Source organism: Buchnera aphidicola (Cinara strobi) (assembly GCF_900560745.1).
In the GTDB taxonomy this organism is placed as follows: domain Bacteria; phylum Pseudomonadota; class Gammaproteobacteria; order Enterobacterales; family Enterobacteriaceae; genus Buchnera_F; species Buchnera_F aphidicola_AJ.
In genome coordinates this window covers 46663-60273 of sequence record NZ_LR025085.1, presented here as the reverse complement: position 1 = coordinate 60273, position 13611 = coordinate 46663, and the positions used below count along the sequence as shown (strand labels likewise).

At 22.0% G+C, this 13611-nt stretch carries 16 protein-coding genes and 2 tRNA genes; 5 read left to right on the top strand and 13 right to left on the bottom strand.

The genetic code is table 11. The annotated features are described in order from the left end of the window. Window positions 1-50 precede the first annotated feature (50 nt). Together rpmB and rpmG are read left to right on the top strand one after the other, a co-directional pair. Window positions 51-272 carry a 50S ribosomal protein L28 gene (rpmB, locus tag EAO23_RS00285; protein WP_158348928.1) on the top strand — a complete coding sequence of 74 codons (222 nt, stop codon included), beginning with the start codon at window positions 51-53 and terminating at the stop codon, window positions 270-272. A gap of 11 nt (window positions 273-283) precedes the next feature. Beyond that, window positions 284-451, top strand: coding sequence for a 50S ribosomal protein L33 (gene rpmG, locus EAO23_RS00280; RefSeq protein ID WP_158348926.1), 168 nt, complete (start codon window positions 284-286; stop codon window positions 449-451). Between the two features lie 109 nt (window positions 452-560). Here the strand turns inward: rpmG and EAO23_RS00275 are convergent, their stop codons facing one another. From EAO23_RS00275 to fliF, 11 genes are all read right to left on the bottom strand, one after another. Then, the gene (locus EAO23_RS00275) at window positions 561-1349 is read right to left on the bottom strand and encodes a flagellar biosynthetic protein FliR (protein ID WP_158348924.1); all 789 of its coding nucleotides are present in this window, start codon (window positions 1347-1349) and stop codon (window positions 561-563) included. Between the two features lie 9 nt (window positions 1350-1358). Further along, window positions 1359-1649, bottom strand: coding sequence for a flagellar biosynthetic protein FliQ (locus tag EAO23_RS00270; protein ID WP_231996031.1), 291 nt, complete (start codon window positions 1647-1649; stop codon window positions 1359-1361). 19 nt (window positions 1650-1668) lie between these two features. Further along, window positions 1669-2295 carry a flagellar type III secretion system pore protein FliP gene (gene fliP / locus EAO23_RS00265; RefSeq protein ID WP_269460653.1) on the bottom strand — a complete coding sequence of 209 codons (627 nt, stop codon included), beginning with the start codon at window positions 2293-2295 and terminating at the stop codon, window positions 1669-1671. 112 nt (window positions 2296-2407) lie between these two features. After that, window positions 2408-2812: a flagellar biosynthetic protein FliO gene (locus EAO23_RS00260; protein ID WP_158348920.1), complete on the bottom strand. Its 405-nt coding sequence runs from the start codon at window positions 2810-2812 to the stop codon at window positions 2408-2410. Window positions 2813-2846: 34 nt separating this feature from the next. Beyond that, complete coding sequence (gene fliN / locus EAO23_RS00255; protein ID WP_158348919.1) at window positions 2847-3248, bottom strand: flagellar motor switch protein FliN; 402 nt, start codon at window positions 3246-3248, stop codon at window positions 2847-2849. A 130-nt stretch (window positions 3249-3378) separates the two neighbouring features. Further along, window positions 3379-4008 carry a hypothetical protein gene (locus EAO23_RS00250; RefSeq protein WP_158348918.1) on the bottom strand — a complete coding sequence of 210 codons (630 nt, stop codon included), beginning with the start codon at window positions 4006-4008 and terminating at the stop codon, window positions 3379-3381. A 109-nt stretch (window positions 4009-4117) separates the two neighbouring features. Continuing rightward, a complete protein-coding gene (locus EAO23_RS00245; RefSeq protein WP_158348917.1) occupies window positions 4118-4324 on the bottom strand; it encodes a hypothetical protein in 207 nt (68 codons plus the stop codon). A gap of 266 nt (window positions 4325-4590) precedes the next feature. Beyond that, window positions 4591-5958: a FliI/YscN family ATPase gene (locus EAO23_RS00240; RefSeq protein WP_158348916.1), complete on the bottom strand. Its 1368-nt coding sequence runs from the start codon at window positions 5956-5958 to the stop codon at window positions 4591-4593. Between the two features lie 6 nt (window positions 5959-5964). Further along, window positions 5965-6651 carry a FliH/SctL family protein gene (locus tag EAO23_RS00235; RefSeq protein WP_158348915.1) on the bottom strand — a complete coding sequence of 229 codons (687 nt, stop codon included), beginning with the start codon at window positions 6649-6651 and terminating at the stop codon, window positions 5965-5967. A 15-nt stretch (window positions 6652-6666) separates the two neighbouring features. After that, window positions 6667-7641 carry a FliG C-terminal domain-containing protein gene (locus EAO23_RS00230; RefSeq protein WP_158348914.1) on the bottom strand — a complete coding sequence of 325 codons (975 nt, stop codon included), beginning with the start codon at window positions 7639-7641 and terminating at the stop codon, window positions 6667-6669. After that, a complete protein-coding gene (gene fliF, locus EAO23_RS00225) occupies window positions 7638-9311 on the bottom strand; it encodes a flagellar basal-body MS-ring/collar protein FliF (RefSeq protein WP_158348913.1) in 1674 nt (557 codons plus the stop codon). Before fliF ends, EAO23_RS00230 begins: the two co-directional genes overlap by 4 nt. Window positions 9312-9483: 172 nt before the next feature. Between fliF and EAO23_RS00220 the strand changes: the two genes are divergently transcribed. Then, entirely contained in the window at window positions 9484-9780 is a 297-nt protein-coding gene (locus EAO23_RS00220; protein WP_158348912.1) for a hypothetical protein, read from the top strand. Between the two features lie 256 nt (window positions 9781-10036). Here the strand turns inward: EAO23_RS00220 and gltX are convergent, their stop codons facing one another. After that, window positions 10037-11452 (bottom strand): glutamate--tRNA ligase, encoded by a 1416-nt coding sequence (gltX, locus tag EAO23_RS00215; RefSeq protein WP_158348911.1) that lies wholly within the window; start codon window positions 11450-11452, stop codon window positions 10037-10039. 148 nt (window positions 11453-11600) lie between these two features. Between gltX and EAO23_RS00210 the strand changes: the two genes are divergently transcribed. Together EAO23_RS00210 and EAO23_RS00205 are read left to right on the top strand one after the other, a co-directional pair. Continuing rightward, window positions 11601-11673, top strand: a tRNA-Val gene (locus tag EAO23_RS00210). Between the two features lie 10 nt (window positions 11674-11683). Further along, window positions 11684-11756, top strand: a tRNA-Lys gene (locus EAO23_RS00205). 42 nt (window positions 11757-11798) lie between these two features. Here EAO23_RS00205 and ligA read toward each other — a convergent pair. After that, the gene (ligA, locus tag EAO23_RS00200) at window positions 11799-13577 is read right to left on the bottom strand and encodes an NAD-dependent DNA ligase LigA (RefSeq protein ID WP_158348910.1); all 1779 of its coding nucleotides are present in this window, start codon (window positions 13575-13577) and stop codon (window positions 11799-11801) included. Between the last annotated feature and the right edge of the window lie 34 nt (window positions 13578-13611).

Here is a 13611-nt window from a genome sequence, read left to right as displayed (position 1 = left end):
AATTCAAAAATATCTCTTAAAAAATAAAAAATACAAGTCATAGGAAAAATATGTCAAAAATATGTCAAATTACCAAAAAAAAAACTATGTTAGGAAATAATAGATCACATGCAATGAATGCTACTAAAAGAAAATTTTCCTTAAATATACAATACCATACATTTTGGCTACCACAAGAGAAAAAAAAAATAAAAATACGAATATCAGCTAAAGGATTACGTATGATTAATAAATTTGGAATTTCAGAAATATATAAAAAATATATATTATAAGAAGATAAAATATGGCAAAAAGTAATAGAGTTAAAATAAAATTAATATCATCTAGTGGAAGTCATCATTATTACACCACTACTAAAAATAAAATTAATCAAAGTAATAAATTAAAATTAAAAAAATATGATCCTATCATAAAAAAACATGTTTTATACGAAGAAAAAAAAATTAAATAAAAAATAGATAAACAAAATAGTATTAATTTTAAGTACTGGAGATCTATCATAAGATCTCCAATTAAATATATTTTTAAAAATACTGAAAATTTAAAAAATAATATGGTTATTAATTCAATTTCGTTTTAAAAAATAAAATACTTAAATAATTAAGTAAATTATTTATTAATAAACTACTGAAAAAATATAAATTATAAATAAAATATCTTAAAATAAATATCCCTACTAATAAAACAAAAATAGAAAAAGAAGAAAATAAAGAAGTATTAGGATCTAAACGATTAAATATCATAAATGCTATATACAAAATTAAAAACAAAAATAATACTGGTATAGAAAAATGTACTGCATTTAAAAAAATAATGTTTGAAAAATTTATTAAAGATAAAAAAACATTCTGATATATATCAATACTATTGAAGAAAGGTATAGAAAAACTTTTAATAAATAAAATTACTAAATATAAATGAAAATTTAAAATAAAAAACGAAAATAAAAAAAAAATATTTAATAAATTGGAAATTAATAAGGAATAGAATTGATTTTTCATATCTAAAACAATAGAGAATGATAAACCAATTTGTGAGCTAATAATTTCTCCTATGCAAAATATACAAGCGGTAACACATTTCCATGCTATACCCATTAACATACCAATAAATAATTGGTGTAATGCAATACCGAGAAAACCTAAAGTACAAAAATGATATTTATTTTCTATAAATATAAATGGAGAAAATAAATTGCTTACTAAGTAAATAAGGAAAAACTTGTAAAAATCATTAATATTTATATAATTCAGTATATTAGAATAAATTAACAATGAAAAAATACGAATCATAATTAAAATAACATCATAACTTAAAAACGGGGCAAACCAAAAAAATAAATTATTCATGATAATACTTTATTTTAAAATCGATATTATATAAAAAATATTTTTTATGTAATCTACGGTTACCTGCAACATCCATGGACCAAAAAATATACATGATAAAAAAACAGAAATAATTTTTGGTATGAAAGACAGTGTCTGTTCACTAATCTGCATAGAAGATTGAAAAAAACTAATTAAAATTCCACTAAATAAAGATGCTAGTAAACAAGGAGCTGATAACAAAAAAGCAAATTTTACTGAATCTTTAAATAATATAAGAAAAAAATCTTGACTCATATACACACCCATTTTATTCATCATAACAACCAAAAATATACTTTTATATAATAAAACTCTTTGAGAGAGATAATACCAATAATCTCCAACCATCTGATAAAACAAAAAGAATCAACTTAAATGGCAAAGAAATAGTTGCTGGAGGGATCATTACCATACCTAAAGACATTAAAATACTAGCAATAACTAAATCAACAATCAAAAAAGGCAAAAAAATTGTAAATCCAATTTGAAAAGCAGTTTTTAATTCACTAATAATAAATGCTGGAATTAAAATCTGAATCGGAATATTCTCTTTGTTCATAGAATAAGGTATTTTTGCTAACCCCCAGAAAATAGAAATATCAGATTTACGAGTTTGCTTTAACATAAAACTACATAAAGGGTTTAAAGTTTTTTTTATCGCCGAATTTAAAGTAATTTCATTTTTATATAAAGGAATACATGCTGTATGATAGATTTTATCTATTACTGGAGACATTACAAAAAATGTCAAAAATAAAGACAATCCGATTAATACTTGATTAGGAGGAGAATAAGGGACCCCTAAAGCATTTCTTAAACAACTAAAAACTATAATAATACGAGTAAAACATGTCATCATTAACAAACAAGCAGGAACGAAACTTAATAAAGAAACTAAAAGAAACGATTGAATGGAAATATTCAATAGGATAAACTCCACTTTAAATTAAAGTTAATCATTTAATTAATGAGCCTGATTTAAAAAAAAATCAAAAACATAATAAAAAAAATTGTATATATTGATATATATATACCTTTTATCTAAAAAAACCTAAAATTAATCGAAAAATATTCAAAAATAAAGTAAATATAAAATATTGTTTTTGCTTTTTAATAATGATATTTTCATTTGGAGGTAAAATATGTATTAAATTAATTGCACTATTAGTAACGCTCAATAATAATCGCATATTATTGATATTTAATATACAAACATACTGAGTAGAATTTAAGTAAATTCGATCAGTTATATACATATAATTGTTCATATTACTTTTATGATTAAATAATCTAAATATTTTAACTAAAACAAATAAAAACAAAAATATTCCTAAAATGTATAATAAAACGCTAATCATACTACTGACACCTATGTATTTTTTTAAAATTGCATGATTGAATATATATATAGATTTTAATTGAATTAAATTAAATAATTTCATAAAACTATCCATATCATATTGAATTAAAATAACTTTATTTTATTTGATTAGACATCAACTTTATAATACGAACACCATATTTATTATTATGAACAACCAATTCTCCTAAAGCAATTAAAAAATTATTTACAAAAATATTTAATGGCTCATCTACTTTATCTTCTAATGCTAAAATAGAACCATTTGATAATTGTAATAATTCTTGAATAGTAATTTTCTTTTTTCCTAATTCTACAGTTAAATGTAAAGGAACGGACATAAAAACAGAATTATCCAGTTTAGAAGAATCTATTTTTTGAAATATATCATCTGACGCACTTCTTTTTTTTTTAAAAAAATTAGCATTATTAGAATAATTTTTATTTTTTTCTAATACTGAGTTATTTGTTATTTCTGTTGAATCCATTTTATTTAATTCTTTATTTTTTTCTTTCATGATATTACCTATATAATTTATATTTTTTTAAAATTGAATTATCAGATACATGTCACTATGTATTACATTACAGTTAACATCATAGATAAATAAAATTTTTATAAAAATAATTTAAATTATAACTAAAAATTTATTTTTGAAAATTTTTTACCATATTTAAAGGTATATAGATATATAAATTAGTAACAATTCTATTTAAAAATACTTTAAAAATTAAACAAGCATAAGAATCACTAGAAAAGCAATGACATTGAAAATATTTTAATTTTACATACTCAAAATTATTAATAATAGAACAGTTGAAATCAAAAAAAAGTGTCTTATTCAAAATTTTAAATATTTTTTCAAAGAAAGATTCTGCAATAATTATTTCATTCTTTGTTAAAGATTTATTATTCTTATGTATAGAAAATTGCCTATTTCCAAATAAATAATTAATAAAAAAAGAAAAAAAATTTTTTTTAATTATAATAGCGCATATATCTGTAATACTTTCTTTTAAAAAAAACTGTTTTCCTATATATTGAGAACATAAATATTCTATATCTGTTCGAGGATTGACAAAACATCGCAAAAAATCTATTGTAATATTACAAGAAAAAAATTCTTCAAATTTTTTTTTAAACAACAAACAAAAATCATGCAAAATAAATTGAAAAAAGAAAGTTTTTCTTTTTAAATAAAAATTAATAAAATTTATTCGATTCAACTTTTTATTTTTAGAATCATGACAAAATAATTTAGATTGTAATTTTAACATAAATATTTTTTTAAATAGATAGAGAAGGGATAATATTTTTTATAAAAATTATTATACATTATATTTAAAAAATAATACAAATAATAAAAATCTAGATCATATCTAATTTTTATTTTAAATAAATATTATAAATATTTAAACACATAATATTTTCTTCGCGTTGTTCTGTTAACATTCGTTTTTTTTTTATTCGATACTTGAAACGCGATTCTAATATTTTCCATTGTTCTAAAGTAGAATATAGTCGATTATATATAACATATTTCCTTCTAATCTTTTTCTTAAAATATGTTACCCAAAAATTTTGCTTTTTCATGGCTACTTGTAACATTAATATAAAATTAATATATACTTTAATGATATATTTTTTAATTCCATATAAATATTTCTTATATAATAAAAAAATGTATTTTTTTATATATCTTTTAATTTTTAATAAATATTCTTGTATTTTTTTTTTTTTATTTTTATAAAAATTTAAAGAAGTTAGATTCTTTTTAATATCTAATTCTATTTTTTTTTCATAATATATATATGTGATACATTAAAAACCATACAACCTCCCGTATTTAAAATTTAACTTTATTTTAATAACTTTGATAAACCTATAACAGACTCGTAATATGAAAAACTACTCAAAAGATCTTGCTGTAAAAAATCTGTTAAATATGGCCAAATACGTATTGATTTATCTAGTAGTTTATTTGTTCCTGGAGAGTAAACACCCAAATTAATTATATCATAATGATTATTATAACATGAAATTATTTTTTTAGCATAAATAGCATTTTTATAATGATCACTATCTATAATAGAATGCATAGATCGACTAATAGATTTTTGAACATCAATAGCCGGATAATGTCCTGATTGCGATAAAGTATTAGATAATATAATATGACCATCCAATACAGATTTTGCTATATCTAAAACAGGATCGTTATACAAATCTCCTTCAGTTAGGACTGTATAAAAAGAAGTAATTGATCCTAATCTATTATGGATATTACCTGTACGCTCAACTAAATATGGAATACTCGAAAAAATAGATGCAGGATATCCTTTTAATACCGGAGCTTCTTTCATTGAATTAGATATCTCTCTATAAGCCATAGCATATCGCGTTAAAGAATCTACTATTAATAATACATGATTCCCTTGTTTGCAAAAATATTCTGCTATAGATGTAGCATATTGTACTGACTGTATCTTATACATCGGTGTAACATCAGCCGGGGAAACAATTACAACAGATTTTTTTAAACTCTTTAATCCTAAAATATTATCAATAAAATCTTTTACTTCTCTTCCTCTTTCTCCAACTAAAGAAACTACAATAATATCAGCGTCTGAATGCCTAGAAATCATACCAAGCAACATACTTTTCCCTATCCCGGCTTGAGAGAATATTCCCATCCTTTGTCCTTTACCAATCGTTAATAGACTGTTAATAACACGAACTCCAGTATCTAAAATTTCTGTAACAGGAGCCCTTTTAAGGGGATTGATAGGAGTTTTAAAAAAATTAAATAATTTTTTCTTAGAATGAACAATCCCTTTATTATCTAAAGGAAATCCTAGCCCATCTAAGACACGACCTAATAAATTTTTACTTAAAGGAAAAATATTATTTTTTATACCATGATTGGTTGTATCATTCTGATTAAAAACTCTAGCTCCAGGAAAAATACCATCTAAATTTTGCAAAGGTGTTACAAAAACAATTTTTTTATTAAAACCAACTATCTTACACATCATTAAAGAAATTTGTTCTTTATGTATTCGCTCAACCCAGCAAAAATTCCCAATAGGCGCATATATCCCAGTAATTTCAATGATTGAGTTATTAACACTTAATACTCGACCCGAATATATTGTATTAGTCAGATAGGATATATTTTCTTCAAATATATCAATTTTATTAAACCAAGAATTTAATGATATATTCATATATTTTTAATCCGATAAATTAGCCGCATTATTTACTCGATTCCAAAAAGATGACATAGAAGCATCTAATTCTCCTTCTTGTGTAATAATTTTATAGCTATTAGTATCTATTTTTTCGTTTAAAACTATTATCCAACCATACATGTTCATTAATGTTCCAAATTTCTTCTTTACTATATCATAATCTTCTGGATGAACATGTAGTTGTAATTTTTTAAACATAAGATGTGATTTTTGTGTTAATTGTTTAATTTTTTCTTTTATATAATTTTTATTAATTATAAAAATATCATCTACTAAAATTTTTGATAATCGTAGTACAATTCTCATTAAACGTTTTGAAAAACCATCATTAAAATGATATATAGCTATCTGAAATTTTTTTAATAAATTTGCGCATTGTATTTGAATACAACGAGAAAAAGTTTCTAGAAATAAATTATTTCCAGCAACACGGCCTTGAAACCAACCAGAATAATATCCTTTTTTATAACCGTCTAACCACCCTTGATTATATCCTTTTTTATAAATATGAGAATATTTTAATTTATCAAATTTTTTTTCTTTAGAAAAAGGTTCAGATAAAATTTTTTTATATTTTTTTCCGTCTAGGAAATTGACTAAATGAAATGATTTGTCTAATTTCCTAGGATTCCACTTTTTCCATAAATCATTTTTTATAAATTTTTTCATATATTCTACCTAATTTTATTCTATGAATACCTTCCCGTCCCTTATATATTGTTTAATTTTTGTCAGCAATAAATTTCTTTTTAAATATATTTTTTCTAACGAGACCTGTGAATTCACGAAAGAAGTATCTTTGAAATATTTCAAGTTATTTATCGACATATTATTAATAAACTTTTTTTTTACAATATTATCTTCATGAGTTAATACAATACATAATTGATTAATATCAATATTATTAATAATAAACTTAATACTACTATCCGTTAGATCTATAATATTTTCAAATTTAAAATATTTAATAATTCTATTATTTAATATATATGAGTATGATGTATTTATTTTTTTGATCCATTGAATAATATTATTTTTTTTAAAAAATAATAGTATACTAATAATTTTATCAATTCTGCATTCTTCTAAAGACGATTTTTGATAATCTAATAAAATGCAGTGTACTATTTTATTTAATTCAATAAAAACTGTTTCCTGAAGATCTACACAATACATTATTCTAATTAAAATATCTGATCTTTTTTTTTTCTCAAATAATGCCAAAATCTGTGCAGATATATTATAATTTATATACATTAATAAAGTTGAAATAATATTTAAATTTTCATTTTGAATTAAAAAAAATATATTCTTTGAACCTAACAACTCTAATCTAGAAATATTATGTAAAAAAACACTTTTCATAAAACTATTTTTTAGTAATTTATTAGATTTCCGTTTTCCTATAGATTTTTCTACTATTCCAGATATATGTGATTTCATATCAAAATTAAAAATTTGATTTTTTTTTAAAATAACATAGAAATCATGAAGCACTACATCAGAAAACTGAATTATATTTGCATCAAAGGATACAATCGTTTCCATAAAAACACTAATTTCTAATTCAGTAAAAAATTTTAATACCTGTACGGACTCTTCTAAATCTAGAGATAATAACAATAAAGCGCTTTTTTGTATACCATTTAAATGAATCATTTCCTTTTTATCCAATAACGTATTACTCTCTCAACAATTTTAGGATTTTTATTAAGTACAACTTTCTTAATACAAAAATTATTATTTTTTAATTTATTATTTTCTTTATGATTTGAGATAATATTTGTATGTGTACCCCGAGAAATATCATTTTTTTTAAAATTATCTAACCAAAAATTTAAAAAAACTTTTTTTAAAAACCATACAAAAAAAAGGGAGAAGATACCCAGACAAAAGAATAAAAGATAATAAAAATAATAATAAACTAAGACAGATGAGTTCTTAACTGGTATTTCATTTTTTGAGTCATTGAACATAAAATTAATTATATTAACTCGATCACCTCTTTCTTTTGAAAAATTAATTACGGATTTAGTTAATAAATTTATTCTTTTTAACTCTTCATTAGATAAAGGAACAAAAATACCTGATTTGTTTTTTTTATAATTTACTAAAATTGTTATTGTAAAATTTTTAATTTCATTTTTTCTAAATCCAGGGAAAAAATCATTTTTATTTGTTTGTTTTAAATCATTACTCCTTAATTTAGTATCTTGAAGATTATTCATAAATTTATGAAAATCTAACTGATCTGATTTAACATGAGGAGTTGATTTAATATTAAATAAGTCTAGATATATTAATTTTCCTATATCATCGTTATTAATAAAACAATTACCAAAAAAATTTGGAAAAAAAAATTTTAAGAAATTAAATCTCAAAACATTAAATAATGTAACATTATTTTTAGAATCAGACTGAAGATATACAGAATTATTTAACAATTGTTTAGTTGGATATGATACAAGTGGAGTTTTTTTATGGATTAGATTTATAGAATCACTATAAAACGATACATTAGCTTGAACATTAACAACTAAATTTTTTAATCCAAATAATGGAGTTAAAATTTTTTTAATACGATTACAATAATATTCTTCTAAAATATCAATTTTTTTATACTTATTTTCATTAAAAAATTCAGTTTTCAGTAAATTATATTTATTAAGTATAACTCCAGATTGATTGACTAATACTATATGATCAAAGGATAGATTGGGGACACTACTAGAAACTAGCAAAGTAATAGCATCAATTTGCTCCTGTTTCAATTCTGTATTTGGAAGTAATGTCAATACTACAGATGCAGAAGGAATCTGTGAGTCTTGAAAAAAATCAGTATCTTTTTTAAAAACTAAATGAATACGAGCATTTTGAATAGGAAAAATACGCTCTAAAGTTTCAGATAATTCACCTTCTAAACCTCGATGATAATTTACCTGTTCATGAAATTGACTAATTCCAAATTTTTCTTGATCTAATAAATCTAGACCATATCTTTTTTTCTGATCATGATTATTGTGCATTAAAGAAAAATGTAATTGGGATATATTTTTCTCAGGAACTAACAGAGTTTTTGAAGAATCACGTAATTGATATGGGATATGCATCTTCTGTAATCTAGATTTAATACATTGACTTTCTAGGGTGGAAAGATTTTTATATAAAACTATATAATGAGTTTTTTTATTCCATAAAAAAAAAGAAAACATTGTGATACAAAAAATTAAAAAAATGCAGATAAAAAACTTTAACTGAAAGGACCAATCAAACAAAAAACTCTTTCCTTGTTGTTTAATTTGTAAAAATAATTTTTTAATCCAATCCATAATTTTTTCCTAAAAATAATTGTGATAAAAATATAAATTTGCAACGATAAAATTATAAATTAATGACATTTAATTATTTAAAATAAAAACATATCTACTAATAAACTTTTTTTATATGATAAAATAAAAATTTTACTATAAAATATAGTATATCAAAAATAAGGAAAATATTATGAAAATAAATTACAACCACCCAAAAACAACGACATCAAATAAAATAATAAATCTATATAATAAAAATCAGAATAAAAAATCCTATAAAATTTGGAATAACTTTTTACAAATATCTTATAAAATTAAAAAAATTAAAGAAAAAGAAAAAAATAATATTCAAAAAAAAAATTTTTTTTTAAAAAAAAACAATACAACCTCAAAAATTAAAAACAAAAAAGAAATAATTAAAATTTTTATGCAAGCTCAAAATAAATTGCTTAGTATATATGAAGAAATAATGCATATACAAGTATAATCAAAATAACATTCTTATTATATTTAATTTTAACACGAATATATTAATAAATTAATTTAATTATAAAATATCAAATTAAATATCCTATACATATTATATGTCTAATTAAATTTAATAATATTTAACATTGAAAAGAATTATAAATTTATTATTATTCTATAAGAATGACATATAATATGTAGTTACTTAATTATAAATATCACTACAAAAAATTCCCTAATTGTCAGTTAAATCATTTAAAATTATAAATAAAATATTATTTATTTAAATAATATTTTATATATTCTATAAAATTATTTATACGAAACAATAATTTATCTTTCCCTATATAAAGTATAATAGAAGAAATATTAGGTGTATTTTTTTTTCCTGAAATTCCAATTCTAAGTAAAATTGCTACATCTTGAAAAAATATCTTAAAATATAATACCGATTTTTGTATTTCTTCTAAAATATTTTTAGTATTCCATACATTTAATAAAGAAAAATTTTGATGTAAAAATTTTAAAATTTTTACATTCATAGCACTACAATAAAAATGCATATTATCTACTTTAGATAAATTAATATCTTCATAAAAATAACTATATGAAATAGAAAATTCTTTTAAAGTATTGTAATGACATAAAAAATCTTTTATTAAGCCTCGAATATCGCTTTTTGAATCTAAAATAATTTTTTTATCTTTTATATAAGTAGAAAAATACTTATATTTTTCTTTTAAAGATAAATGATTAAAATAGTAATGATTTAACCACAATAGTTTTTTATAATTTAAAATACTAGGAGATTTACTAATAGATTTTAAATTAAATAAACTTATCATTTCCTCTCTAGAAAATATTTCCTTATCTTTATAAGACCAACCAAGACGAACAATATAATTTAATATAGCTTCAGGAACAAATCCTTCCTCAATGTAACTTTTAAGACTCATAACATTATTTCGTTTAGACAACTTTTTTCTACTAGGATCTAAAATCATAGAAGCGTGTGCATACATAGGAATTTCAGCTCCTAAAGCATTTAATAAATTAATTTGTCTAGGCGTATTATTAATATGATCATCTCCTCTAATCACATGAGTAATATTCATCTTCCAGTCATCTACAACAACACAAAAATTATATGTTGGTGTACCATTAGATCTCTGTAAAATTAAATCATCTAATTCTTCATTAGAAAATCTAATATTTCCTCTAACCATATCTTTAAATGTCACAAACCCTTTATCAGGATTTTTAAAACGAATAACGTACGGGATATTAGATTTCTTGAAAATAAACAAAGCATTGCGACACTTTTTATCATATTTTGGTTTTTTTTTATTTAAAATTTGTTTTTTCCGTAATTTTTCTAAACGTTTTTGAGAACAATAGCATTTATATGCTATCTTTTTTTTTAACATAAACAATATTATGTCTTGATATATTTTCAACCGATCACTTTGATAAATAGGACCTTTGTCCCATGACAATCCTAAATATTTTAATCCAAACAAAATATCAGTAACTGAGTCTTTTTTAATGCGCTGAATATCTGTATCTTCAATACGTAAAATAAATGAGCCTCCATATTTGCGAGCAAATAACCATGAATACAAAGCAGTGCGTACCCCGCCAATATGTAAAAAACCAGTAGGACTAGGAGAAAATCTTGTTGTAATTTTCATAAAATACTCAATTTTAAAATTTTATCACTAAAAAGATCAATTAAAACAAACTAAATTCATATTAATTGTATATTTTTTAATCAAATAAACTAATATATATAAAATATATATTGACTCATAATATATCTACTCTTACAATAGAATGTAAGGGTGATTAGCTCAGTTGGTAGAGCTTCTCCTTTACACGGAGAAGGTCGGCGGTTCGAGACCGTCATCACCCAAAGAATAAAAGGGTCGTTAGCTCAGTTGGTAGAGCAGTTGACTTTTAATCAATTGGTCGCAGGTTCAAATCCTGCACGACCCAATACTTTAATATTTATCAATTTAATTTATATATAAAAAATAATTATTTATAAACAAATGAAATATTTAATAATTTAATTAAACGTAATATAATTTTGATATTATTTTTATTTTTTATAAATGTCATAATTGACTGATTAATATTACTTCCAATTCCATTAATTTTTGATAATTCATATTTATTAGTATATAAAAATTTTTTTGCAGACTGGTAATAATTCGATATGCTTTTAGCAATCGCTTTACCTACACCTAATATACCTAATGAACAGATAAATTTATCTAACGTAACACAATTTTTAGCTAGTTCAATATTCTTAATAATTTTAATAGATAATTTTTCCCCTATTCCAGGTATATTTCCTAAAATCTTTATATTTAAAATAAAAAAATCTACAGGGGTTCGTAAATAAGCATATTTTATTAATTTAATAATATTTTTTTTTCCTAAACCTTGAATATTAATTCCACTTTTAGAAGCAAAATAAATTAATCTTCTTGAATTTTGATCAGGACATGAAAAACCAGCAGGACAATAAAATTCATGAAAATGAGATGAGAAAATTAATTTAGTATGACATGAAACACAATGTTTAGGAAAAAAAATTTTTTTAACTAACTTAATATCTCGTTTATTTATTAAAATATCCCTAATTTTAGGAATAACGTCTCCTGCTCTATACACAGTAACTACATCATGAATATGGATATTCAATCTTTCCATAGTTTTTAAATTATATAAAGATGCTTTTCGAATGACTACACCTGAAATATTAACAGGATTAAAATAAGCGACTGGTGTAATTACTCCTGTTCTACCTACTTGAAAAGAAATTTTAGTAATTCTTGTTTCTACATCATGAGAAAAAAATTTTAAAGCTATAGCCCATCTCGGGTATTTTTCAACATATCCTAACTTTTCTTGAGAAAAAACTGAATTTACTTTTACGACAATACCATCAATTTCAAAATCTAAACGAGATCGTTTATTATTTGCTTGATTATAAAAATCTATTATATCCGTTAATTTATTGGAAACAATATAATCCGTGTATACAGGGAATCCCCATTTTTTTATTTGCAGCAATCGATTAAAATGACTATTTATATATTTTTTATAAGAAAACAAACCATATCCATAAGCAAAAAACATTAAATTTCTCTTCTGAGTAATCTCTGGATTTAACTGACGCAAAGAACCAGCAGCAGCATTTCTTGGGTTTGAGAATAACTTTCTTCCTAATTGTTTACAAGACTGATTTAAAAGAAAAAAATCAGATTTCTTCATAAAAACTTCCCCACGTACTTCTATTTTTCTAGGAATATCTTTTCCTAAAATTTGACGAGGTATTGAAGATATAGTATGAATATTTCTAGTAATATTTTCTCCAACTCTTCCATCCCCCCGGGTAGAAGCAGATTTTAAAAAACCATTTTTATAATATAAATTAACAGCTAAACCATCAAATTTAAAATCACAATAATACAAAATATCATCTATATTATTTAAATATTTTTTTATTTTTTTATTAAAACACACAATCCGATTAATATCGTGAGTGCTTTGTAAAGAAAGCATAGGAGTTTTATGAAAAGATTCAGAAAAAACTTGTAATTTACATCCACCAATTTGTTTTAATAATGGCTGGGATAATGGTAATAAACTACTATTTCTATATTTTTTTTCTAAATTTATTAAATTTTCATATAATGAATCATATACATCATCAGAAATAACAGGGGAATCTAAAGTATAATACAGGTAATTATGATATCTTAGTTGTAACCTTAATTCTTTAATTTTTGCGTGAATAAATTTCATAATATATCCGTAATAAAAATAAAAATTTCATATT

Bases quoted from the DNA above. Each gene is read 5' to 3' on its own strand.
- EAO23_RS00230 (WP_158348914.1), bottom strand. From the start codon at position 7,641: ATGATTCATTTAAATGGTATACAAAAAAGCGCTTTATTGTTATTATCT.
- gltX (WP_158348911.1), bottom strand. From the start codon at position 11,452: ATGAAAATTACAACAAGATTTTCTCCTAGTCCTACTGGTTTTTTACAT.
- fliN (WP_158348919.1), bottom strand. From the start codon at position 3,248: ATGAAAGAAAAAAATAAAGAATTAAATAAAATGGATTCAACAGAAATA.
- EAO23_RS00220 (WP_158348912.1), top strand. From the start codon at position 9,484: ATGAAAATAAATTACAACCACCCAAAAACAACGACATCAAATAAAATA.
- EAO23_RS00240 (WP_158348916.1), bottom strand. From the start codon at position 5,958: ATGAATATATCATTAAATTCTTGGTTTAATAAAATTGATATATTTGAA.
- EAO23_RS00270 (WP_231996031.1), bottom strand. From the start codon at position 1,649: ATGATGAATAAAATGGGTGTGTATATGAGTCAAGATTTTTTTCTTATA.
- rpmB (WP_158348928.1), top strand. From the start codon at position 51: ATGTCAAAAATATGTCAAATTACCAAAAAAAAAACTATGTTAGGAAAT.
- fliF (WP_158348913.1), bottom strand. From the start codon at position 9,311: ATGGATTGGATTAAAAAATTATTTTTACAAATTAAACAACAAGGAAAG.
- EAO23_RS00250 (WP_158348918.1), bottom strand. From the start codon at position 4,008: ATGTTAAAATTACAATCTAAATTATTTTGTCATGATTCTAAAAATAAA.
- EAO23_RS00260 (WP_158348920.1), bottom strand. From the start codon at position 2,812: ATGAAATTATTTAATTTAATTCAATTAAAATCTATATATATATTCAAT.
- EAO23_RS00235 (WP_158348915.1), bottom strand. From the start codon at position 6,651: ATGAAAAAATTTATAAAAAATGATTTATGGAAAAAGTGGAATCCTAGG.
- rpmG (WP_158348926.1), top strand. From the start codon at position 284: ATGGCAAAAAGTAATAGAGTTAAAATAAAATTAATATCATCTAGTGGA.
- ligA (WP_158348910.1), bottom strand. From the start codon at position 13,577: ATGAAATTTATTCACGCAAAAATTAAAGAATTAAGGTTACAACTAAGA.
- EAO23_RS00275 (WP_158348924.1), bottom strand. From the start codon at position 1,349: ATGAATAATTTATTTTTTTGGTTTGCCCCGTTTTTAAGTTATGATGTT.
- EAO23_RS00245 (WP_158348917.1), bottom strand. From the start codon at position 4,324: ATGAAAAAGCAAAATTTTTGGGTAACATATTTTAAGAAAAAGATTAGA.